The organism is Amycolatopsis lurida, assembly GCF_900105055.1.
GTDB lineage: Bacteria > Actinomycetota > Actinomycetes > Mycobacteriales > Pseudonocardiaceae > Amycolatopsis > Amycolatopsis lurida.
In genome coordinates this window covers 7,651,327-7,673,097 of record NZ_FNTA01000004.1, presented here as the reverse complement: position 1 = coordinate 7,673,097, position 21,771 = coordinate 7,651,327, and the positions used below count along the sequence as shown (strand labels likewise).

General features: G+C 67.7%; 19 protein-coding genes and 1 rRNA gene. 6 read left to right on the top strand and 14 right to left on the bottom strand.

Going from position 1 to position 21,771, the window contains the following annotated elements; translation table 11 throughout:
* Positions 1–34 precede the first annotated feature (34 nt).
* From BLW75_RS41435 to BLW75_RS41425, 3 genes are all read right to left on the bottom strand, one after another.
* Positions 35–1,551 (bottom strand): 16S ribosomal RNA (locus BLW75_RS41435).
* Positions 1,552–1,901: 350 nt separating this feature from the next.
* Positions 1,902–3,176: a tyrosine--tRNA ligase gene (gene tyrS / locus BLW75_RS41430; protein WP_034321665.1), complete on the bottom strand. Its 1,275-nt coding sequence runs from the start codon at positions 3,174–3,176 to the stop codon at positions 1,902–1,904.
* 32 nt (positions 3,177–3,208) lie between these two features.
* Positions 3,209–3,844, bottom strand: a complete 636-nt coding sequence (locus BLW75_RS41425; RefSeq protein WP_034321663.1) for a DNA-3-methyladenine glycosylase — start codon at positions 3,842–3,844, stop codon at positions 3,209–3,211.
* 118 nt (positions 3,845–3,962) lie between these two features.
* Between BLW75_RS41425 and BLW75_RS41420 the strand changes: the two genes are divergently transcribed.
* From BLW75_RS41420 to BLW75_RS41410, 3 genes are read left to right on the top strand one after another with little or no spacing between them, the layout of a single operon-like run.
* Positions 3,963–4,538 carry an SRPBCC family protein gene (locus BLW75_RS41420; protein WP_034321660.1) on the top strand — a complete coding sequence of 192 codons (576 nt, stop codon included), beginning with the start codon at positions 3,963–3,965 and terminating at the stop codon, positions 4,536–4,538.
* Complete coding sequence (locus BLW75_RS41415) at positions 4,535–5,206, top strand: DUF4166 domain-containing protein (protein ID WP_034321658.1); 672 nt, start codon at positions 4,535–4,537, stop codon at positions 5,204–5,206. The genes BLW75_RS41420 and BLW75_RS41415 overlap by 4 nt, the downstream gene beginning before the upstream one ends.
* On the top strand, positions 5,206–5,844 hold the full coding sequence (locus BLW75_RS41410; RefSeq protein WP_034321655.1) for a TetR/AcrR family transcriptional regulator: 639 nt from the start codon (positions 5,206–5,208) through the stop codon (positions 5,842–5,844). The genes BLW75_RS41415 and BLW75_RS41410 overlap by 1 nt, the downstream gene beginning before the upstream one ends.
* Before the next feature lie 57 nt (positions 5,845–5,901).
* On the opposite strand, the gene argH is transcribed toward BLW75_RS41410, so the two are convergent.
* Genes argH through argC form a run of 8 tightly spaced genes read right to left on the bottom strand, consistent with a single transcriptional unit; the run spans position 5,902 to position 13,441 of the window.
* Entirely contained in the window at positions 5,902–7,317 is a 1,416-nt protein-coding gene (gene argH / locus BLW75_RS41405; protein ID WP_034321653.1) for an argininosuccinate lyase, read from the bottom strand.
* A 27-nt stretch (positions 7,318–7,344) separates the two neighbouring features.
* Complete coding sequence (locus BLW75_RS41400) at positions 7,345–7,698, bottom strand: adenine nucleotide alpha hydrolase family protein (RefSeq protein ID WP_034321650.1); 354 nt, start codon at positions 7,696–7,698, stop codon at positions 7,345–7,347.
* Entirely contained in the window at positions 7,688–8,209 is a 522-nt protein-coding gene (locus tag BLW75_RS41395) for an arginine repressor (RefSeq protein ID WP_034321647.1), read from the bottom strand. The genes BLW75_RS41400 and BLW75_RS41395 overlap by 11 nt, the downstream gene beginning before the upstream one ends.
* Complete coding sequence (gene argF, locus BLW75_RS41390) at positions 8,206–9,132, bottom strand: ornithine carbamoyltransferase (RefSeq protein WP_034321644.1); 927 nt, start codon at positions 9,130–9,132, stop codon at positions 8,206–8,208. The genes BLW75_RS41395 and argF overlap by 4 nt, the downstream gene beginning before the upstream one ends.
* Positions 9,133–9,148: 16 nt before the next feature.
* Entirely contained in the window at positions 9,149–10,342 is a 1,194-nt protein-coding gene (locus tag BLW75_RS41385) for an acetylornithine transaminase (RefSeq protein WP_034321641.1), read from the bottom strand.
* Positions 10,339–11,259 carry an acetylglutamate kinase gene (argB, locus tag BLW75_RS41380; RefSeq protein ID WP_034321637.1) on the bottom strand — a complete coding sequence of 307 codons (921 nt, stop codon included), beginning with the start codon at positions 11,257–11,259 and terminating at the stop codon, positions 10,339–10,341. Before argB ends, BLW75_RS41385 begins: the two co-directional genes overlap by 4 nt.
* Positions 11,256–12,416, bottom strand: coding sequence for a bifunctional glutamate N-acetyltransferase/amino-acid acetyltransferase ArgJ (argJ, locus tag BLW75_RS41375; RefSeq protein ID WP_034321634.1), 1,161 nt, complete (start codon positions 12,414–12,416; stop codon positions 11,256–11,258). Before argJ ends, argB begins: the two co-directional genes overlap by 4 nt.
* A complete protein-coding gene (gene argC, locus BLW75_RS41370) occupies positions 12,413–13,441 on the bottom strand; it encodes an N-acetyl-gamma-glutamyl-phosphate reductase (protein ID WP_034321631.1) in 1,029 nt (342 codons plus the stop codon). Before argC ends, argJ begins: the two co-directional genes overlap by 4 nt.
* 90 nt (positions 13,442–13,531) lie before the next feature.
* On the opposite strand from argC, the gene BLW75_RS41365 reads away from it, so the two are divergent.
* On the top strand, positions 13,532–14,497 hold the full coding sequence (locus tag BLW75_RS41365; protein ID WP_034321627.1) for a helix-turn-helix transcriptional regulator: 966 nt from the start codon (positions 13,532–13,534) through the stop codon (positions 14,495–14,497).
* A 42-nt stretch (positions 14,498–14,539) separates the two neighbouring features.
* Here the strand turns inward: BLW75_RS41365 and BLW75_RS41360 are convergent, their stop codons facing one another.
* Positions 14,540–15,034, bottom strand: coding sequence for a hypothetical protein (locus BLW75_RS41360; protein WP_034321624.1), 495 nt, complete (start codon positions 15,032–15,034; stop codon positions 14,540–14,542).
* Between the two features lie 215 nt (positions 15,035–15,249).
* Here BLW75_RS41360 and BLW75_RS41355 point away from each other — a divergent pair, with 215 nt between their 5' ends.
* Positions 15,250–15,699: a DUF6294 family protein gene (locus BLW75_RS41355; protein WP_143055434.1), complete on the top strand. Its 450-nt coding sequence runs from the start codon at positions 15,250–15,252 to the stop codon at positions 15,697–15,699.
* 227 nt (positions 15,700–15,926) lie between these two features.
* Here BLW75_RS41355 and BLW75_RS41350 read toward each other — a convergent pair whose 3' ends face one another.
* Entirely contained in the window at positions 15,927–17,513 is a 1,587-nt protein-coding gene (locus tag BLW75_RS41350) for an alpha/beta hydrolase (protein ID WP_034321619.1), read from the bottom strand.
* 196 nt (positions 17,514–17,709) lie between these two features.
* Between BLW75_RS41350 and BLW75_RS41345 the strand changes: the two genes are divergently transcribed.
* Complete coding sequence (locus BLW75_RS41345; protein ID WP_034321615.1) at positions 17,710–18,402, top strand: DNA alkylation repair protein; 693 nt, start codon at positions 17,710–17,712, stop codon at positions 18,400–18,402.
* On the opposite strand, the gene BLW75_RS41340 is transcribed toward BLW75_RS41345, so the two are convergent.
* A complete protein-coding gene (locus tag BLW75_RS41340; protein WP_034321612.1) occupies positions 18,383–21,754 on the bottom strand; it encodes a tetratricopeptide repeat protein in 3,372 nt (1,123 codons plus the stop codon). The two genes, BLW75_RS41345 and BLW75_RS41340, sit on opposite strands and share 20 nt — an antisense overlap.
* Positions 21,755–21,771 lie beyond the last annotated feature (17 nt).

Genomic DNA, 21,771 nt, shown 5'->3' with positions numbered 1-21,771 from the left:
GGTATCCCGGCGGGGTGGATGTGTTGCTCCTTAGAAAGGAGGTGATCCAGCCGCACCTTCCGGTACGGCTACCTTGTTACGACTTCGTCCCAATCGCCAGTCCCACCTTCGACCACTCCCCCCCTTACGGGTTGGGCCATGGGCTTCGGGTGTTACCGACTTTCATGACGTGACGGGCGGTGTGTACAAGGCCCGGGAACGTATTCACCGCAGCGTTGCTGATCTGCGATTACTAGCGACTCCGACTTCACGCAGTCGAGTTGCAGACTGCGATCCGAACTGAGACCGGCTTTAAGGGATTCGCTCCACCTCGCGGTATCGCAGCCCTCTGTACCAGCCATTGTAGCATGTGTGAAGCCCTGGACATAAGGGGCATGATGACTTGACGTCATCCCCACCTTCCTCCGAGTTGACCCCGGCAGTCTCCCACGAGTCCCCGCCATAACGCGCTGGCAACGTAGGATAAGGGTTGCGCTCGTTGCGGGACTTAACCCAACATCTCACGACACGAGCTGACGACAGCCATGCACCACCTGTACACCAACCACAAGGGAAGCCCTATCTCTAGGGATGTCTGGCGCATGTCAAGCCCAGGTAAGGTTCTTCGCGTTGCATCGAATTAATCCACATGCTCCGCCGCTTGTGCGGGCCCCCGTCAATTCCTTTGAGTTTTAGCCTTGCGGCCGTACTCCCCAGGCGGGGCGCTTAATGCGTTAGCTACGGCACGGACAACGTGGATGTCGCCCACACCTAGCGCCCAACGTTTACAGCGTGGACTACCAGGGTATCTAATCCTGTTCGCTCCCCACGCTTTCGCTCCTCAGCGTCAGTATCGGCCCAGAGACCCGCCTTCGCCACCGGTGTTCCTCCTGATATCTGCGCATTTCACCGCTACACCAGGAATTCCAGTCTCCCCTACCGAACTCAAGTCTGCCCGTATCGCCCGCACGCTCCACGTTAAGCGTGGAGTTTTCACGAACGACGCGACAAACCGCCTACGAGCTCTTTACGCCCAATAATTCCGGACAACGCTCGCACCCTACGTATTACCGCGGCTGCTGGCACGTAGTTAGCCGGTGCTTCTTATCCAGGTACCGTCACTTGCGCTTCGTCCCTGGCGAAAGAGGTTTACAACCCGAAGGCCGTCATCCCTCACGCGGCGTCGCTGCATCAGGCTTGCGCCCATTGTGCAATATTCCCCACTGCTGCCTCCCGTAGGAGTCTGGGCCGTGTCTCAGTCCCAGTGTGGCCGGTCACCCTCTCAGGCCGGCTACCCGTCGTCGCCTTGGTAGGCCATTACCCCACCAACAAGCTGATAGGCCGCGGGCTCATCCTGTACCGCCGGAGCTTTCCACTAAACCCCATGCGAGGCTCAGTCATATCCGGTATTAGACCCAGTTTCCCAGGCTTATCCCAAAGTACAGGGCAGATTGCCCACGTGTTACTCACCCGTTCGCCACTAATCCACCCCGAAAGGCTTCATCGTTCGACTTGCATGTGTTAAGCACGCCGCCAGCGTTCGTCCTGAGCCAGGATCAAACTCTCCAACAATGTCAAATTTGATCGAGGCAAAATTTTCTTGCTCTCAAAGGAACCTCACACGAGGTTCAAATACATAAGCTCTACTGGCTTAGTTCACTAGCACACTGTTGAGTTCTCAAGCAACACACCCCAGATCGCACCGTGGCTACACGGCCTTATCCGAAGCAGTCATTCCTAGCAGTTTTTGGTGGGACACCCACTCAATCGCTATGAGCGAGAGCTTGGTTCGTGTCCCGGTCGGCCACCCGGTTTCCCTGGCGACTTGGAGAACTTTACACGCCCCGGAAGGGCCCGAAACAGGGGGGTACCTTAACTGCGTTTCCGCAGGTCAGGAGCCCTGTTTCGGGCCTGGGCCGCGATCAGCCCCCGACGCGCACGCCGGCGACGTTGCGCTTGCCCTTGCGGACCACGAGCCAGCGGCCGTGCAGAGCGTCGTCCGCGGACGGCTTCCACTCCTCGTCGGCGATCTTGGTGTTGTTGACGTACGCGCCGCCTTCCTTGACGGTGCGGCGCGCGGCGCCCTTGCTGTCGACGAGCCCGGCGGCGATGAGCAGGTCGACGATGGTCGACTCGCCGTTCGGGTCGACCTTGCCGTTGGGGACCTCGGCCATGGCGGCGTCGAGGGTCGCCGAGTCGAGCTCACGCAGCTCTCCCCTGCCGAACAGCGCCTGGCTCGCGGCGATGACCTGGCGGGTCGCCTCTTCGCCGTGCACCAGGGTCGTGAAGTCCTCCGCCAGCTTTCGCTGCGCGGACCGCAGGTGGGGACGCTGCTCGGTGTCCTCGGCCAGTGCCGCGATCTCCTCCTGCCCGAGGAAGGAGAACATCCGCAGGTAGCGGATGACGTCGGCGTCGGCGACGTTCACGAAGTACTGGAACCACGCGTACGGCGAGGTCATCTCCGGGTCGAGCCAGACGCTCCCGCCACCGGTGGACTTGCCGAACTTGCGCCCTTCGGTGTCGGTGACCAGCGGCGCGGTCAGCGCGTGGGTGTGGCCGCCATCGGTCCGGCGGATCAGGTCGACACCGCCGACGAGGTTGCCCCACTGGTCCGAGCCGCCGATCTGCAGCTTGCAGCCGTATTCGCGGTACAGGTGCAGGTAGTCCTGCGACTGAAGCAGCAGGTAGCTGAACTCGGTGTAGGACATGCCGTCGGCCTCGAGGCGGCGCTTCACCGTCTCGCGGTTCAGCATCATGTTGACCGGGAAGTGCTTGCCGACGTCGCGCAGGAACTCGACCACGGTCTGCTTGCCGGTCCAGTTCAGGTTGTTCTCGATGACCGCGCCGGTCGGCGAGTCGTCGAAGTCGACGAAGCGCTCCAGCTGCCCGCGGATCCGGCCCGCCCACTCGGCGACGGTGTCCAGCGTGTTGAGCGTGCGCTCACCGGTGTCGCGCGGGTCGCCGATCATCCCGGTCGCGACGCCCGCCAGCACGATCGGCCGGTGACCGGCCCGCTGGAAGCGGGAGAGCATCAGCAGCGGGACCAGGTTGCCGGCGTGCAGGCTGGGCGCGGTCGGGTCGAATCCGCAATAGAGCGTGAGGGGTCCTTGGTCGAGGTCTCGCCGCAGTGCGTCGATGTCGGTGGATTGCGCGATCAGGCCGCGCCAGGTCAACTCGTCAAGGATGTGCTCGCTCACGCCTGTAGATCCTCCCGTACCAGGTCAACCGACTATCGGCCGGGGGCGGCCGCCCGTCGCTTGCCGCCGCGGCGGTAGGTGGAGACCGCGGGCGATCCGTCGATCCAGAACCGCCACGGCGTGTCCATCGCCATCGCGACACCGACACGTGGCCCGGTACGGATGTCCGCTTGGGGAACGCGTTCGCCCCTGAACAACCGGACGGGTGATGCCGGGTCGGTCAGGTCGACGCCGTTCTCGGCCCGGTCGATGCCGAGCACCGAGGTGAGGATGGCCGGGCCCTTGGCGAGCTCGCCGTTGCCCCGTGCCGACGGCCTGCGCGCCCTGGCGATGTCCGCGCCGGTCACCACCTCCCCGGCACGCAGCAGCACGGCGCCCGGCTGCCCGTCTTCCGTGCCGACGACGTTCGCGCAGAAGTGCATGCCGTAGACGAAGTACACGTACAGGTGCCCCGCCGGTCCCCACATGACCGCGTTGCGCGGCGTCTTGCCGCGATAGCAGTGCGACGCGGGGTCGTCGAGCCCTCGATAGGCCTCGACCTCCACCAGGCGGACGGCGACCGTGCCGTCGGGACCGGTCGCTTCGATCACCGCACCGAGCAGGAGTGTGGACAGTTCCACCGGATCCAGCGCCAGCTCGCGCCGAGTGAACTGCCTGCCGGTCTTCATGTGCCGCACTCCCCTTAAGTCGCATTCTCCCTGGTCGACCTTAACGGGGCGGGTATTGAGCGATCGCTCAACCATGCTCTACAGTGATTTGAGCGGTCGCTCAAAACGAGGGGGCTCCATGAGTCGAAGAGCGCTTTACGTCGAAACGGTGATCCGCACCGACCTCGACACGCTGTGGCGGTACACGCAGGACCCGCGTCTGCACGAACGGTGGGATCTCCGCTTCTCGCAGATCGAGCCGGTCGTGGGTTCGCCTGGACTGTTCCGGTACACGACCGAGTTCCTGGGGCTCGTCGTCAGCGGGACCGGAACACACGCCGGGGAGAGCACCCGGCCGGACGGCGGCCGGACGTCCGCGCTGCGATTCGCCTCCGCGGATCCGCTGTCGCTCATCAAGTCCGGTTCGGGTTACTGGCGCTACACCCCGGTCGACGGCGGCGTCCGGTTCGTCACCGGGTTCGACTACATCACTCGATGGGGTGTCTTCGGCCGGTTCGCCGATCTGCTGTTCCGGCCACTCTTCGGCTGGATGACGGCCTGGTCGTTCGACAGGCTCCGCCTGTGGCTCGAGACGGGCGCACCACCGGAAGAGCTCCCGTTGCTCTCGCCCTCGGCCGGGCGCTGCCGCCGGAGCCCGCGACCGGGCAAGGACGGCGTCGCGCCCCGCAACCTCGACACCCTGGAGCAGGCATGATCTTCCGAGAAGCGCTGGGTGACGACTTCGCGTCCTTGCACCCGCGGATGCGTGAACGGCTCTCGCTGAGCACGGAGAACGGCGTCGGGATGATCGGCGTGGGCGTGATGGACGAGATCTGGCGCGGCGCCGCGTTCACGACGCCGTTCCTGCGGCTCGGCGCGTCGAGGCACATCCTGTTCCCGGAACGGGGCCGCAACGTCCCCTTCACCATCGAGAACTATCCGTACGTCGACTCGCTCGGCAGGGAGACGGTGTCGTTCGTCCGCACCTTCGAACTACCGGAACGGCGACGCCGGTTCGACGCGCAGATGATCTACAGCACCGAGCGCGGAAAGATCGTCGACTACCTGGGGACGCATCAGCACCTCGCCGTCGATCTCGACCTGACGGTGCGACCGGACGGTGGCTTCCGCATCCGGTCGGAGGAGTTCCGGCTCCGCGAAGGCCCGCTTCGGTGTGTGGTGCCGCGCTCCTTCGTCGGTGTGGCCGAGGTCGACGAGTGGTTCGACGACGAGAGCGGACTCTTCCGCATCGAGATCCGGGTGACGAACCGGCGGTTCGGGCCGTTGTTCGGTTACCGGGGCGCTTTCGAGGCTCGGTTCGTCGACCTGCGGCCGGGGGTGAGCGGCGCGGTGAAGCCACTGCGTGAGAAGGTCCTGGACTGATGAACGGGCCCAGCACGAAACAGCGGTTGATCGACGGCGCGCTGGAGACGATCCGCACCAGCGGGATCACCGCCGTTTCGGCCAGGACCGTCGCCGCGGCGGCGGGCACCAATCAGGCGCTGATCTTCTACCACTTCGGCAGTGTCGAGGAATTGATCGCGCAGGCCTGCGTGACGGCGACGGAGAGCCGTGTCGCCCACTTCCGCGACCGGTTCGCCGAAGTCACCACGCTCGGCGAACTGCTCGACCTGGGCCGGGTCATCCACGCGGAGGAACGCGCCGAGGGGAATATGACGGTCCTCGCCCAGGCGCTCGCCGGCGCGCAGGGCGGCGGACGGCTGGCCGAGGCGACGCGGCAGGCGCTGGACAACTGGGTGCGCGAAGTCCGGGCCACCCTCGACCGTGTGCTGGCCGATTCGCCGGTGCTGGAGTTCGCGGAGACCGAGGGGCTCGCCCACGCGGTCTCCGCCGGTTTCCTCGGCCTGACGTTGTTCGAGTCGGTGAACCCCGAGGGCAGCGAACAGGCACTGGCGGCGTTGGAGCAGCTTGCCGTCCTGGTCGACGTCTTCGAGGGGCTCGGCCCGGTCGCCACTCGCGCGGTGCGTGCGAAGCTCCGGAAGACCGCGAAGCGATCTTGAAGTACATGAAGGCTCCTTCCTTGCGCCTGATGCAAGGAAGGAGCCTTCGAGTACTTCTCAGCCGAGCCAGGCGCGGTGTTCGGCGACCCGTGCGACCAGCCGGTCCCGCTGCTCGGCGACCCGCTCCGGAGCGGTACCGCCGCGGGCGTTGCGCGAACTCACCGAGCCCTCGACGGTCAGCACCTCGCGCACGGCGGGCGTCAAGGCCGGGTTGATCTTCTCGAACTCTTCGTCGGTCAGTTCGTCCAGGCCGACACCGCGGGCTTCGGCGACGCGGACGCTCTCCCCCGCCGCTTCGTGCGCGACACGGAACGGAACGCCCTGGCGCACCAGCCATTCGGCGATGTCCGTGGCGAGGGTGAAACCGGCGGGCGCCAGTTCGGCGAGCCGGTCGGTGTGGAAGGTCAGCGTCTCGAGCATGCCCGCGATCGCCGGGAACAGCAGCTCCAGCTGCTCGACGGAGTCGAAGACCGGCTCTTTGTCCTCCTGCAGGTCGCGGTTGTACGCGAGCGGCTGCGCCTTGAGCGTCGCGAGCAGACCGGTCAGGTTGCCGATGAGCCGTCCGGCCTTGCCGCGGGTCAGCTCGGCGACATCGGGGTTCTTCTTCTGCGGCATGATCGAGCTGCCGGTCGCCCAGGCGTCGTCGAGGGTGACGTAGCCGAATTCGGCGGTGTTCCAGATGATCACCTCTTCGGCGATCCTGGACAGGTTGACCGCGAGCATCGCGACGTCGAAGGCGAACTCGGCGACGAAATCCCGCGAGGCGGTGCCGTCGATGGAGTTCTCGACGCTGGTGTCGAAGCCCAGCTCCTCGGCGACGGCCTCCGGGTCGAGACCGAGCGAGGATCCCGCGAGCGCGCCGGAGCCATAGGGCGACTCGGCGGTGCGAGCATCCCAGTCACGCAGCCGGGTGACGTCGCGCAGCAGCGACTGGCCGTGTGCCAGCAGGTGGTGCGCCAGCAGGACAGGCTGGGCGTGCTGTAGGTGGGTGCGGCCGGGAAGGATCGCGTCCGGGTGCCGCTTCGCCTGCGAAACCAGCGCGTCCACGACACCGAGGGTGCCCGCGACCACGCGACGGGCGGCGTCGCGCAGCCACATCCTGAACAGCGTCGCGACCTGGTCGTTGCGCGAACGGCCCGCCCGCAGCTTGCCGCCGAGTTCGGTGCCCGCCCGCTCCAGCAGGCCGCGTTCGAGCGCGGTGTGGACGTCCTCGTCGGCGACGGTCGGGGTGAACGCGCCCGACTCGACGTCCTGCGCGAGGGTGTCCAGCGCGGCGAGCATGCCGGTCAGCTCGTCCTCGGTGAGCAGCCCCGCTTTCCGCAGCACTCGCGCGTGGGCCCGCGACCCGGCGATGTCGTACGGCGCCAGCCGCCAGTCGAAATGGGTCGACGCGCTCAGCGCCGCCATCGCCTCCGCCGGCCCGCTGGCGAACCGGCCACCCCACAGCTGCACCGGCTGCTCATTCCCGCTCACGACACTCCTCGAATTCCTTGGTTCTCTTCAGGCGACTGACCGGTCGAAGGTAGCGCCTGTGGTGAAGTCGTACAGCGCGCGCTCGTCGCGCGCGGAGTTCACGACCGCGTTGCCGCGGTGCAGGATCAGCCGCACCTCGCCGGACACCCGCCCGGTACTGACTTTTTGCAGTTCCTCGTGCGCGGTGACCAGCGCGAGCGCGGCCGGTCCCTCGTAGATCTCGCGTCCTTTGAGCCCGAAGGCGCCGACACGGCGGTTCAGCTGCTGGAAGGCTTCCAGCAGTGTCACGGTCTCCCCGTCGATGGCCACCGGCACACCTTCGTCGAAGGTGATGACCAGCTTCTCCGGGTCATCCGGGAAGGCGAACCCGTCAGGCGTCACCTTCGGTCTCCTCACCGCCGTCCACTGTGGACGACCGTCGGGCCAGCGCCATGAAGCGCTCGGCCAGGTCTTTGCCGGACAACGGTTCCCTCGCGATCACCGCGACCGTGTCGTCGCCGGCGATCGAGCCGACGACCTCTTCCAGCGCCGCCCTGTCGATGGCGCTGGCCAGGAACTGCGCCGCGCCCGGCGGGGTACGCAGCACCGTCAGGTTCCCGGACGAGTCCGCCGAAACGAGCAGTTCGGCGAGCAACCGCGAAAGCCGGGACGTGCCGCCCTGCACCCCGCGTACCGGGCTGCCGTCCTCCGGTATGACATACACCGGCGCGCCGGAATCGGCACCTCGGAGCTTCACCGCGCCCAGTTCGTCGAGGTCCCGCGAAAGCGTCGCCTGCGTGACGTCGATACCTTCCGCCGCCAAGAGCTTCGCGAGCTCGGTCTGGCTGCGGATGGCCATCGTGGACACGAGTTCGGTGATCCGGGCCTGCCGGGTGACTCGGCTGCCGGTCATCGTCGCTTCTCGTCGAGCAGCCACACCAGCAGCGCCTTTTGCGCGTGAAGCCGGTTCTCGGCCTCGTCCCAGACCGCGCTGGCCGGTCCGTCGATGACCTCGTCGGTGATCTCCCAGCCGCGGTGCGCGGGCAGGCAGTGCAGCACGATCGCCTCGTCCGCGGCGCGGCGCATCAGCGCGGCGTTGACCTGCAGTTCACGGAATGGGCCGACGCGGTCGAGGCCGTCGTTCTCCTGGCCCATGGAGGTCCAGGTGTCGGTGACGACGACGTCCGCGCCTTCGACGGCCGCGTACGGATCGGTGAAGACCGTGGTGCTGCCACCGGTCTCCGTCGAGCGGTGCTTCGCGTCGAGCATGACCTGCTGATCCGGCTGGAAGCCCTCCGGCGAGACGACGCGGACGTGCATCCCGGCCGTGGTCCCGCCCAGCAGCAGCGAATGCGCCATGTTGTTGGCGCCGTCGCCGAGGTACACCAGGGTGAGCCCGGCGAGCTTGCCCTTGCGCTCGCGGATGGTCATCAGGTCGGTGAGCACCTGGCACGGGTGGAACTCGTCGGTGAGCGCGTTGATCACCGGGATGCTCGCCGCCGACGCCATCGCGTCGATGCGCTTCTGGGCGAAGGTCCGCCAGACGATCGCGTCCAGATACCGCGAAAGCACCCGCGAGGTGTCCTCGATGGTCTCTTCGCGGCCGAGCTGCATGGAGCGGCCGTCGACGATGACCGGGTTCCCGCCAAGCTGGGCGATGCCCACCTCGAAGGAGAACCGGGTCCGGGTGGAGTTCTTCTCGAAGATCGCCGCGACGGACTTGCCCTCCAGCGCGCGGGAGCTCAGCGGCTCGGCCTTCAGCTGGTCGGCGAGGTCGAGGATCTCGGCCTGTTCGGCGGGGCTGAGATCGTCGTCACGGAGGAAGTTGCGGAGCATGCGTTTCGTCTCTGTCCTAGGTGGTGGTGGAATCGAGCGCCCCGGGAAGGGCTTCGAGGAATCCCGTGGCCTCTTCGGCGCTCAGGATCAGTGGCGGTGCCAGCCGGATGGTGTCGGGTGCGATCGGGTTGACCAGGTATCCCGCGTCCTGCGCGGCCTTGGCGACCGCCGCCGAGACCGGTTCGCGCAACGCGATGCCGAGCAGCAGCCCCGCACCGCGGACCCCGGACACCAGCGGGTGACCGAGCTCCTCCACCCGGGAGGCGATGTCCTTGCCCAGCGCGGAAACGTGGTCGTTCAGGTTGTCCTTGGTGATGGTCTTGAGCACGGCGAGCCCGGCGGCGCAGCAGATCGGATTGCCGCCGAAGGTGGTCCCGTGCTGGCCCGGCTTCATCAGCTCCCCTGCCTCGCCGACGCCGATGACCGCGCCGATCGGCAGCCCGCCGCCGAGGCCCTTCGCCAGCGTGATGACGTCCGGGACGATGCCGGTGTGCTGGAAGGCGAACCACGCGCCGGTGCGGCCGATGCCGGTCTGTACCTCGTCGAGGACCAGCAGTGTCCCCGTCGCCTTGGTGATCTCCCGCGCGGCCTGGAGATAGCCGTCCGGCGCCGGGACGACTCCTGCCTCCCCGAGGATCGGCTCGAGGAACACCGCCGCCGTTTCGGTGTCCACCGCGGCGCGAAGCGCGGCGACATCACCGTAGGGAACGTGGGTGACGCCCGGGACCAGCGGCGCGAACGCGTCCCGCTTCGACGGCTGACCGGTCAGCGAGAGCGCGCCCATGGTACGCCCGTGGAAGGCGCCCTCGCAGGCGACGATCTTGGTCCGGCCGGTGAGCCTGCTGATCTTCAGCGCGGCTTCGTTGGCCTCCGCGCCGGAGTTGACGAACAGCACCTTCGCGTTGCCGGACAGGCCGGCGACGTCCAGGAGGGTTTCGGCCAGTTCGACGGCGACCGGGTTCACGTAGAGGTTCGAGGTGTGCCCGAGTTTCGCGACCTGTTCGGTGACCGCGGCGACCACGGCGGGATGCGCGTGGCCGAGCGCGTTCACCGCGATCCCGCCCAGCAGGTCGACGTACGGTTTGCCGTCGGCGTCCCAGACCTTCGCGCCTTCACCGCGGACCAGGGTCAGCGCTGGGGTGCCGTAGTTGTCCATGAGGGACGACTTCCAGTGCTCCTGACCGTCTACATTGGACTTGTACGTGGTCACGGAAGCTCCGTTTCGGGGAAGACCATGGTACCGATGCCACGAGAGGTGAAGACCTCCAGCAACACCGAATGGGCGATGCGGCCGTCGATCACGTGCGCCCGGCGGACGCCGCCGCGGATGGCCCGCACGCAGGCCTCCATCTTCGGGATCATGCCGCTGGCGAGACCGGGCAGCAGGGTTTCGAGGCGGTCCACGCGGATCCGGTCGACCAGCGAACCGCGGTCCGGCCAGTTGGCGTACAGGCCTTCGACGTCGGTGAGCACGACGAGTTTCTCCGCGCCGAGCGCCGCGGCCAGCGCGCCGGCGGCGGTGTCGGCGTTGATGTTGTGCACGACACCGTCGACGTCCGGGGCCACGGTGGACACCACCGGGATCCGGCCCGCGTTGACGATGTCGAGCACCGCGTCCGGGTTGACCTCGGAGACCTCGCCGACGAGCCCGATGTCGACCGGAACACCGTCCACAGTGGCCTGTTTGCGCTCGGCGGTGAACAGCCGCGCGTCCTCGCCGGAGATGCCCACCGCGTACGGGCCGTGCGCGTTGATCAGGCCGACCAGTTCCCGGCTTACCTGACCGGTCAGCACCATGCGGACGATGTCCATCGTCTCGGGGGTGGTGACGCGCAGGCCGCCCTTGAACTCGCCCTCGACGCCCAGCCGGTTGAGCATCGCGGTGATCTGCGGGCCGCCGCCGTGCACCACCACCGGCCGCAGCCCGGCCATGCGCAGGAAGACCATGTCCTCGGCGAAGGCCTGTTTGAGGCTCTCGTCGATCATGGCGTTGCCGCCGTACTTGACCACGACGGTGGCGCCGTGGAAACGCTGCAGCCAGGGCAGGGCTTCGATGAGGATCGACGCCTTCTCGGCGGCGGTCGCGAGCCGCTCGTCCGCGGGGACGGTGGATTCGGAAGGGCTCATGACGAGTACGCGCTGTTCTCTTCGACGTACGCGTGCGAGAGGTCGGTCGTGTAGATCGTCGCCCCGCCTTCGCCGAGACCGAGGTCGACGACGATCTGGATGTCCCGGCCCGAGAGATCAGCCTCGGAGCGGTCCGCCGCGGTGGTGCCCTTGGCGAACAGGGTGACCCCATTGATCGCGATGGCGACCTTCTCCGGGTCGATCTTCGCCGGCACGCGGCCCAGCGCCATGGCGATGCGGCCCCAGTTCGGATCCGAACCGAACAGGGCGGTCTTGACCAAGTTGTCCTCGGCGATGGTCCGGCCGACGGCGATGGCGTCGGCCTCGGTCGCCGCACCGGTGACCGTGACGTCGACGTACTTGGTCGCGCCTTCGGAGTCCGCGCGCAGCTGCAGGACGAGGTCGAGGCTGACCGTGGTCAGGAGTTCGGTCAGTTCGGCCTCGGTCGGCTCGACCCCGCTGGCACCGGACGCGAGGACGAGCACCGTGTCGTTGGTGGAAGTCCCGCCGTCGACGTCGAGCCGGTCGAAGGTCACGCCGGTGGCGGCGCGCAGGGCCTTGTCCAGGACTTCCGGCGTGACGACCGCGTCGGTGGTGAGGACGGAGAGCATCGTCGCGAGGTTCGGGGCGAGCATGCCCGCGCCCTTGGCGAATCCACCGACGCTCCAGCCGCTGTCGTGCTTCGCGGCAGCCTGCTTCGGCTTGGTGTCGGTGGTCATGACCGCGGTGGCGGCGGCGAGATCGGCGTCGGAGCCGGTGCCGAGGCCGGCGAAGGCGGTGTCCACGCCGGAAAGCAGCGCGTCCATCGGCAGCCGTTCGCCGATCAGGCCGGTCGAGCAGACCGCGACCTCGATCGCGCCTGCTTCGAGGAGTTCGGCGACCTTCTCCGCGGTCTTGTGGGTGTCCTGGAAACCGCCGGGGCCGGTGGCGGCGTTCGCGCCGCCGGAGTTGAGGACGACGGCCTTGAGCCGCTGCTGCTTGAGCACCTCTTGCGACCACAGCACGGGCGCGGCCTTGATCACGTTGCGCGTGAACACACCGGCCGCGACCTGAAGCGGCCCGTCGTTGACGACGAGCGTGAGATCGAGCTTGCCCTCGGCCTTGATCCCGGCGGCGACGCCCGCGGCACGGAATCCCTTCGGCTGGGTGACGGTCACGGAGCGACTCCTACGGTCGGTAGTCCGGTGGTTTCCGGGAGGCCCAGTGCGATGTTCATCGACTGGACGGCACCTCCGGCGGTGCCCTTGGTCAGGTTGTCGATGGCCGCGACCACGATCAGGCGCCGGGTGTCGGCGTCGACGGTGACCTGCAGCTGGACGTTGTTCGAGCCGACGACCGAAGCCGAGGACGGCCACTGGCCCGCGGGCAACAGCTGGACGAACGGCTCGGTGGCGTATGCCTTTTCGTAGACCTCGCGGGCGGCGTCGGCGTCGAGGTCGGTCTTCAGCGGAGCGCTCGCGGTGGTGAGGATCCCGCGCGGCATCGGGGCAAGCACGGGGGTGAACGAGACCTTGACCCGCTCACCCGACACCGAGGAAAGGTTCTGCGCGAACTCGGGGGTGTGGCGGTGGGCACCGCCGACGCCGTACGCGGTAGCCGAACCCATCACCTCGGAACCGAGAAGGTTCGGCTTCAGGCTCTTACCCGCGCCCGAAGTGCCGGTGACGGCCACGACGTTGACCTCCGGCTCGACCAGGCCTGCGGCGAGCGCCGGGGCGAGGGCGATCGAACCGCCGGTCGGGAAACAGCCGGGGACCGCGATGCGCTTGGTACCGGCGAGACGTTCGCGGGCGCCGGGGAGTTCGGGGAGCCCGTACGGCCATTGCCCCGCGTGGTCACCGCCGTACCAGCGCTGCCAGTCAGCCGCGTCCGCGAGGCGGTGGTCCGCGCCGAGGTCGACCACAAGGACGTCCGGGCCCAGCTGGGCGGCGATGGCGCCGGAGTGGCCATGCGGCAGGGCGAGGAAGACGACGTCGTGCCCGGCAAGGGTCTCCTGGGTCGTCTCCAGCAGGACACGGTCGGCCAGTGGCGCGAGGTGCGGCTGGTGCTGGACGAGCGGCGTCCCCGCGGAGCTGGCCGCGGTGAGCGCGCCGATCTGGACTTCGGGATGGGTCAGCAGCAGGCGCAGGAGTTCGCCTCCCGCGTACCCGCTGGCTCCGGCCACCGCGATCTTCACCGTCATACGCATGATTATGCACTCCCATGCAAGTTCAATCAAACAAAGTCGTGTGGCTCACCCGATTCGGGTCTTCATACGGGCATCCTTGAGCGCATGACCGACACGCCCGCCCGGCTGCTGAGCCTGCTGTCACTCCTGCAAACCCCTCGTGAGTGGCCTGGCAGCGAGCTCGCCGAGCGGCTGGAGGTCAGCCCCCGGACCATCCGGCGCGACATCGACCGCTTGCGTGAGCTCGGTTACCCCGTCGAAGCGTCACGAGGTTCCGAAGGCGGCTACCGGCTGGGCGCCGGCATGGCGATGCCGCCCCTGCTGCTCGACGACGAGGAGGCCGTCGCGATCGCGGTCGGTCTCCGTGGCGCCGCCGGGCAGGCGATCTCGGGGATCGAGGAGTCTTCGGTGCGAGCGCTGGCCAAGCTCGAGCAGGTGCTGCCGTCACGGCTCCGGTACCGCGTCAGCGCGCTGGGCGCCGCGACCGTGCCGATCCCGGGCACCGGAGCCGCGGTGGACCCGGAGCACCTCACGGTCTTCGCCGGCGCGATCGCCAACACCGAACGGACGCGCTTCACCTACCGCACCGGCGACGGGGCCGAGTCCCGGCGGCACGTGGAACCGCACCGGCTCGTCTCCGCCGGACGCCGGTGGTACCTGCTCGGCTACGACCTCGACCGGAACGACTGGCGGATCTTCCGCGCGGACCGGATCTCGGAACCGCGGGCGACCGGCGGCCGGGCGACGCCGAGACAGCCACCCGCGAAGGACGTGGCGGCCTATGTCACCGACAGGATGTACAGCCTCCTTCCCACCTACAGCGCACGCGTGACCCTGCACGCTCCGATCGGCCAGGTCTCCCCCGCGCTCGGCGAAGGATCCGGCGAACTGGAACCGGCCGACGACGAGAGCTGCGTTTTCCACGCGAGCACGGACACCCTGGACTGGCTCGCGTTCCGCGTCCTCGGGCTCGGCTGCGAATTCACCGTGCACGAGCCGCCGGAACTGATCGCTCACCTCAAGGAGATGGCGGCCAGGGCCCGGCGCGGAACGAAGTCCACAGTGGACTGACGGCGGTCGCGAGGACTTGCCCGCCCTCGCGACCGCCTCGGTTCAGCCGAGTTCACCTGCCTCTCGTCTGCTCGGCGGGATCGGGAGGTACGCGCCCCGGCGCTCGGGATCGCAGCCGACCCTGGGCAACCGGGCCCGGATCCCGCCCGGTGTCCGCTCGAACCGCCGTGCGATCTCCTCGACGCTTTCCCCGGCCAGCCAACGGCTTTCCAGTTCCGCATCCAGCTCGTCGGACCACGGCGAGCCCTGCTGGGCGGGGCGGTCCGCCGATCTTCGGCGGCCGTTTCTGCCCGTGCCCTGCCCGGCGAACGCCAGGAGGGTGTCGGAAAGGACGGTCGCCAAGGCCGGTACGGCTTCGGCGTCCATATCGAGCCTGCCTTCGGCGACAGGCTCCTCCTGCGGTCCGGCTCCGCCGACCATGACGGTCACCCAGCGGTCTTCCCCGGCCGCGCCGCCACCCTCACGGGCGGCGACCTCGATGCGATAAACGGTGTCCTGCACGCGGATCTCGGTCCGGTGCTCTTCGACGATGGTCATGCCGGGGACGGTAAGGGGCGGGCCCGACAGTTTCGCGGCGCGGCGAGGAGATTCGGTGCGTGACCGGAACTTTCATCGCATTCAGGGAGGAGAGGGTGCCGGTCACGCACTATCGGCCACCCCAGTCGCCGCACCTAAGTGATCCAGACCCCGGTCGCCCGCGAGTTAGCTTTGCGCACAGACCGGAACGGATCGACGATTTTCGGGGAGGAAACATGAAAACCACAGCACGTCGGATGTCGCTTTTCGTGACAATGCTCGTGCTCACGATCGGTACCGTCTTCGCCACGCCCGCCTCGGCCGGGACGACGGCGTCCACCACCGCGCAGGCCACCTGCACCGGATCGGATTACTGCTGGTTCACCTGGGGCCGCATCCAGGCGGGCGACTGCACGATGGACAACGCGAAATGGACGCTCAGGCGCAATGGCAGCGCTTCGTTCGAAGCGACGATCGTCAGCAGCGACAGCAACGACGCGTGGCTGATGTGGGTGAACACCTTGGACAGCAACGGCATCGTCCTCGGGCCCATCCATCACGGCGGTGACACCAAGTTCGTCAAAGGCACTGTCAAGAACGTGTGGCACTGGTGGTTCGCCGAGGGGTCGTTCGACGCCGCGTTCTTCGACCGCATCCACAGCATGCGGATGACGAGCCACTGCTGAACGTCCCCAATGCGACATTGGGGGCCTGACCACCAAGGCCCTCGACGGCCACCTCGCCCTCGGCAGGCCGGGCAAACCATCCACGACCGCCGCCGCACGTTGCGAAAGCCACTTTCGCAACGTTGAAGGTTGCGAAAGTGGCTTTCGCAACCATGTCGAGGAGCGTCAGAGAGAAAAACGCCCCGGTCCGGAAAACCCGGACCGGGGCGTTTCTCCAGCGAAAGGTCTCAGAAAGGCAGCGCCTGAGCCAGCGCCTCCTTCTTCACTTCGGTGACCGAGGACGGCACGTCGGACTTGGCGGTCGCGGACGCACCGGCGGGAACCGGCGCCGGGACCGGGCCGCACTGCACGTCCGAACCGCTGCCCGGCTTGCGCACCGGCAGCTTTCCGGTCAGCAGGTAGTCCGCGATCTTGTCGTCCACGCAGGACACACCGGACAACGAGCCCGAGTGCGTCGTGCCGCCCGGAGCGCTGATCAGGCTGGAGTTCGGGTAGCGCTTGCGGACCTCGATGCTGCCGGGGTACGGCGTCGCGGCGTCGTTCTCCTCGCTGACCAGCAGGATGCCGGGGACCTTGCTCCCGTCGATCTCCACCGGCTTGCCCGGCTTGGCGGGCCAGTCGAGGCACGGCGCGTTGAACCAGGCGTTGCCCCAGGTTTCGAACGGGGCCCGGAAGTGCGTGACCCAGTTGTCGAACTTCCAGCGGGGCCAGCTCTGCGGCCACGCCACGTCGGTGCACTGGACGGCCGCGTACACCGCGTAGCCGTTGTCCTGGCCCGGCGGGTTGGAGTCGTCGTACAGGCCCTTCAAGGTCTGCCAGTCACCCTTGTGCACCCAGCCGGCGAACGCGTTCGCGATGTCTTCCCAGCCGAACACGTAGTAGCCCGCCTGCAGGAAGATGTCCGTCCACTCGGACCCGCCGATGACGCCGCCCGCGGGCTTGTCGTACAGCTTCTTCTGCTCGGCGTACCACAGCTTCTCGACCGCGGCCGCGGTCTTGCCGAGGTGGTAGACGTCGTCGTACTTCGCGATCCAGCCGAAGTAGGTCTTGATGTTCTTGTCGAAGGCGATGTCCTGGTTCAGGTTCGCCTTGTACCAGACGTCGCGGGGGTCGACGGTGCCGTCGAACACCATCCGCCGCACGTTCTGCGGGAACAGCGTGCTGTAGACCTGTCCGAGGTAGGTGCCGTAGGAGAAGCCGTAGTAGTTGATCTGCTTCTCGCCCAGCGCCTTGCGCAGGTTGTCGACGTCCTTCGCCACATCGATGGTCTTGATGTGGTCGAGGATCGCGCCGTTCTTGGCGCACGCCTTCGCGTAGCCCTTCGCCTTCTCGCGCCACGCCGTCTCGATGGCGCGCGTGGTCGGCACGTACTGCGGGCGGTTGTAGGAGGCGTAGTTCCCGTCGCAGGTCAGGGACGGCTTGCTCTCCCCGACGCCGCGCGGGTCGAAGCCGATCCAGTCGTACTCCTCGCCGGCCTTCTTGGGGATGGCCCTGCCGAGGGTCGAGAGGCCGAGGCCGGAGCCGCCGGGTCCGCCCGGGTTGACCAGCATGACCCCCTGCGACTTGGCGGCCTTGTGCTTCACGCGCGAGACGGCGATCGAGATCTTCTCCCCGCCGGGCTTCGCGTAATCCAGCGGAACCTCGAGGAAACCGCATTCCGCGCCGGCCTTGACCAGGCTCGGGCGAGTACAGGCTCCCCAGGAGATGGGCTTCGGATCGAAGTCCGACGCCGAGGCGGCCGTGGCGGAGGGAGCGAGCGCCATGGTTCCGACGCCGATCCCCGCGACCGCCAGGGCGGCAACGAATTTCTTCACTGTGTTCCTTTTCGTCCGCGTTCGACCCGGTCGTGCCGAAGCTACCGAGAACCGGCTTCAATCTCGCTGACCGACACGTTGACCGCCATCCCTCTTTAGTCGGTATCCGGTCCGAGAACGCGGTTCGATCCGGGCAAATCCGTCTTGTCGGTCCCCTGTCGTACGCTCGCGGCGCCCACTGGGGAAAGGAGAACGCGTGGACGAGGTGAAAAGCCTGGTTTCGGCGGTTCGCAACGGTTTGGCCGGGCTGGCCGATCCGGAAAAGGCTCCGTCGATGCAGGCGTACATGAAGTCGGAGATGCCGTTCCTCGGTGTGGCGTCCCCGCCTCGGGCGGCCTTGGTGAAGCGGGTTTACGCCGAACACCCGCTACCCGATCGAGTGAGTTTCTCGACGGCGGTTCTCACCTTGTGGCGTGAAGCGGAATTCCGTGAAGAGCGCTATGCGGCGATCGCGCTGTCCGGCCACCGCGCCTACGCCCGCTGGCAGGACGGCGATCTGCTCGGCCTGTACGAGGAGATGATCGTGACGGGTGCTTGGTGGGACTATGTGGACGAAGTCGCGATCCGCCGGATCGGGCCGATCCTGCGGGCGGAGCCGGAGACGGTGACCACGCGAATGCTGACCTGGGCCTACGACGAGGACCGGTGGCGTCGCCGTACGTCGGTCATCTGCCAGATCGGCGCCAAGGGCGGAACGGACACCGACCTGCTCACCCGCGCGGTCGAAGCCAACATCGACGACAAGGACTTCTTCCTGCGCAAAGGGATCGGCTGGGCCCTGCGCGAGTACGCGAAGACCGAGCCGGACTGGGTGCGCGCCTTCGTCACCGCGCATCCGGCACTGTCGCCGCTGTCCAGGAAGGAGGCGCTCAAGCACCTGGGCGAGTGAGCACCGGCCGGGGGATGCGGGCGATGAGGTCCTCGATCACTCCGCCGAATTCGGGCAACAGCTCTCGGAGGTCTTTCAGGTCACGGAGCAGGATGAGTCGCGTCTCGCAGGGCGGATCCTTCTCCAGCAAGGCCCTGAGCTCGCGTGTCGCGTCGGCGTGACGTCCGAGGGCGAGGAGATAGAAGAGCGGCTGCACCTCGTCTTCCCAGTCCAGGTCGCCTGCCGCGGTCCGCGTGACTGCTTCGTCGAGGCCGGCGGCGAGGGACTGGTGAGCTTCCTCGGTTCTTCCGCTCTGCAGCAAGGCGATCGCGAGGAGATCGCGAGCCCACACTGACTCGGGCGCGAGTGGACGCAGGATCTGCATCGCCTCGGCCGTCTCCCTGGCGAACAGCAAGGCCTCCCCCAGGTTCTCGCGGTGGTCGGTGTCCTCGGGCTCCGAGACGACCAGTTCGCGCAACTCCCGGACGGCTTCGCCGTACTCGCCCGACTGACGGAGGATCTCCGCGCGCAAGGCGCGGCTCTCGCCCTGGCCGGCGGCCAGCGCGCTGTCCACATCGGACAATGCGCCCGCGAAATCCTCGAGGATCAGCCGGTGGCGGGCACGCCGGTAGAAGGCGTATCCGCCGTCCTGCCCGAGCCGGACCCCCTCGTCCAACGCGGCGCGGGCTTCGTCGTGCCGGTCGAGACCTCTGAGGATGTCTCCCCGGGTGGTGTGGAAGAAGGCCATTTCCGGATTCGCCGCGACCGCGGCGTCGATGTCGGTGAGGGCGGCCTGATAGTCACCCGACCGCTGGCGCGCCATCGCACGCCAGGTGTACGCCCACTCGTTGCCGGGATCGAGTTCGATCGCGCGGCTCAAGGATTCCACCGCTTCGCCGTACTTCTCCAGTTGGCAGAGCCTGCTCCCCCGCTGGAGGTGATTCTCGGCGTCTTCTGGGGCCAGTTCGATGGCACGCTCGTAGTCGGCGAGCGCTGCCACGCGATCGTCCAGGCCGTCGTGCGCCTGGCCGCGCATGTAATACGCCCACTCGTAATCCGGGTCCAGCCGGAGTGCCGCGGTGAAGCCGTCGACGGCGAGCCGGTGGCGCTCGCCGCGGAGATGGAACGCCGCCCGGATCGCGTGGGACCTCGCGCTTCCCGGATCCGCCGCGACGATCGCCTCGAAGGTCTCCGACGCGGCGTCCCCGTCTCCGGTCTGCTCGAGGAACGACGCGAGCTCGGTCAGGTAGAACACGTCCTTCGGGCGAAGGGCGACGGCAGCGCGGTGGCCGGCGAGCGCCTCTTCCTTGTCTCCGAGCTCCGCGAACAGCGTCGCCCGGTAGTGGACGGCCCAGGCGTAGTCGGGATCGAGCCGGATCGCGATGTCGATCTCGTCGATCGCCTTCCGGACATCGCCGCGCTTGAAGTGCACCTTGCTCCGGATGGTGTACGCCCACCGATGATCGGGTTGAAGGCGAACGGCCTCGTCGAGGTCGGCCATCGCACCATCGAGGTCGCCGAGCTCGGCCTTGGCCGAACCGCGCCCACGCCACGAGTAGGCGTAGGTGGGGTCGAGTTCGATCGCCCGGTCCAGATCCGAGAGTGCCCGTTCCCAGTCGCCCTCGTTGTGGAACAGGTTGCCCCGATCGCTCCACGCGTAGGGATCGGCGGGATTCAAATCGACGGCCCGGTCGAAGTCCCGCTTCGCCGCGGGGACGTCATCTTGCCCTTCGTAAGCCCAGGCGCGACGCCGGAGCACCGTGGAAAGCCGGGCGGCGTCGAGTTCGCCCGCACCGGCGAGCAGATCGAGCACCGGGATCTCACCTTCGCCGACCGCGGCGGCCAGGCACTGTCCCCAGCCCAGTACCGCGGGCGCGTCCGCGTCGGCACCCGCCTGTTCCATCATGCGCGCCCAAACGCGGGCGGAAGCGGTGCCGGTGGTGATCATCTCGGCGGCGCCGAGCAACGCCTCCGGCAGCGCCTCGGCCGGGTCACCGCAGAGCCGGTGGTAGGTCTGTTCGAGCTTCCGCTTCTGCCAGCGCTCGTCGTTCCACGCGTCACGGTGGCGGCTGAAGCCGAGTTCGGTGCACCGGCCTTCGTAGTACTCGCCGAGCCTGAGATGACGTTCGGCGAACTCGGCGGGCGAACGGCCGCGTTCCATGCGCACCATCGGGCCGCGGACCACCGGGTGATAGCGCACCGGGAGCTCACGCCGCCCGACGAACGGCAGTTCCCGCAGCCAGCGGAAGATCTCCCCCGCGCTTTCCTTGCCGGTCAGCACGCCGAGGACGTCCTCGTCCAAGAACCGGGGCAACGACGCCGTGGCGGCGATGTCCTTCCTGGCCTTTTCGGGAACCCAGTGCAGGAACCGCTTGACCGCGTCGTCGCTGGGATCGCCGACGGCGTCCGCTTCGGCGGGGTTCCCACGGGCCAGCATGGCGACCAGGACGGGCAGGCCGTCGGTCAGCCGCAGCACGATCTCGACGACCTTTTCGTCGGTGATGCCGTGCTCGGCGAGCAGGCGACGCGCCTCCGGCTCGGTGAACGGCCGGAGTTCGATCTCGCGCACCAGCGGCGCGTGCCGGTTCCATTTCGCCTCGTCCAGCGGGAACTGGCCCGCGACGGTGAGCACCAGGTTCTGCGGGAGATCGCCGTACAGTCCGCCGAACAGGTCGAGCAGCCAGGTCTCCAGTACCGGCGAGGTCCGCTCGAAGGTGTCGAAGAACAGCGCGATCTGCCGGGTTTCCGGAATACGCCAGAGATCTTCGACGAACGGTTTGGTCAGCTCCTCCGCCGGTTCCAGGAGGAGCTGGACATCGGCCTTCCGCTTGAACTTCGCCGCGAGGTAGACCTGCAACTGCTCCAGCTGTTTCGCCGTCGCGTCCGCGTCGATCGCGTCGGCGGCGATGCTGCCGCCGGGCAGAGTCTTCGCCACGCCGAGACCGGCCTTGACCACGGTCTTCGTCACGAGCTCACGGCCCGCCGCCGGAGCCTGCGGATCGTTGTGGAGCCTTTCCCGCGCCTTGAGGTAGGACTCGTAACGCTTCTCGAACCGGCGCATCTCGTGCCCGCCGCGAGCGAGGTCCTTCGCCAGTTTGACCAGTGTCGCGGGCAGATCCTGCTGCCGGTCGTCCGCGAACCCGACGACGGCGCGGGTTTCCTCGGCGATACCGCGAAGCTGGTCGAGCAGGAAGGACTTGCCCACTCCGGCGAGACCGTGCACCGAATACAGATACCGCCGGCGGCGGTCGCTCCCGGGCAGCCCCAGGTTGACCCGGAAGTCCTCGCGTTCCCCGACCCTGCCGACGAAACCGTCGCTCAGGCGGGCGCGGGCGATGTCTTGGATACTGGACCGACCGTCTGGACGTGACACAGGTCCTCACTTTGCCA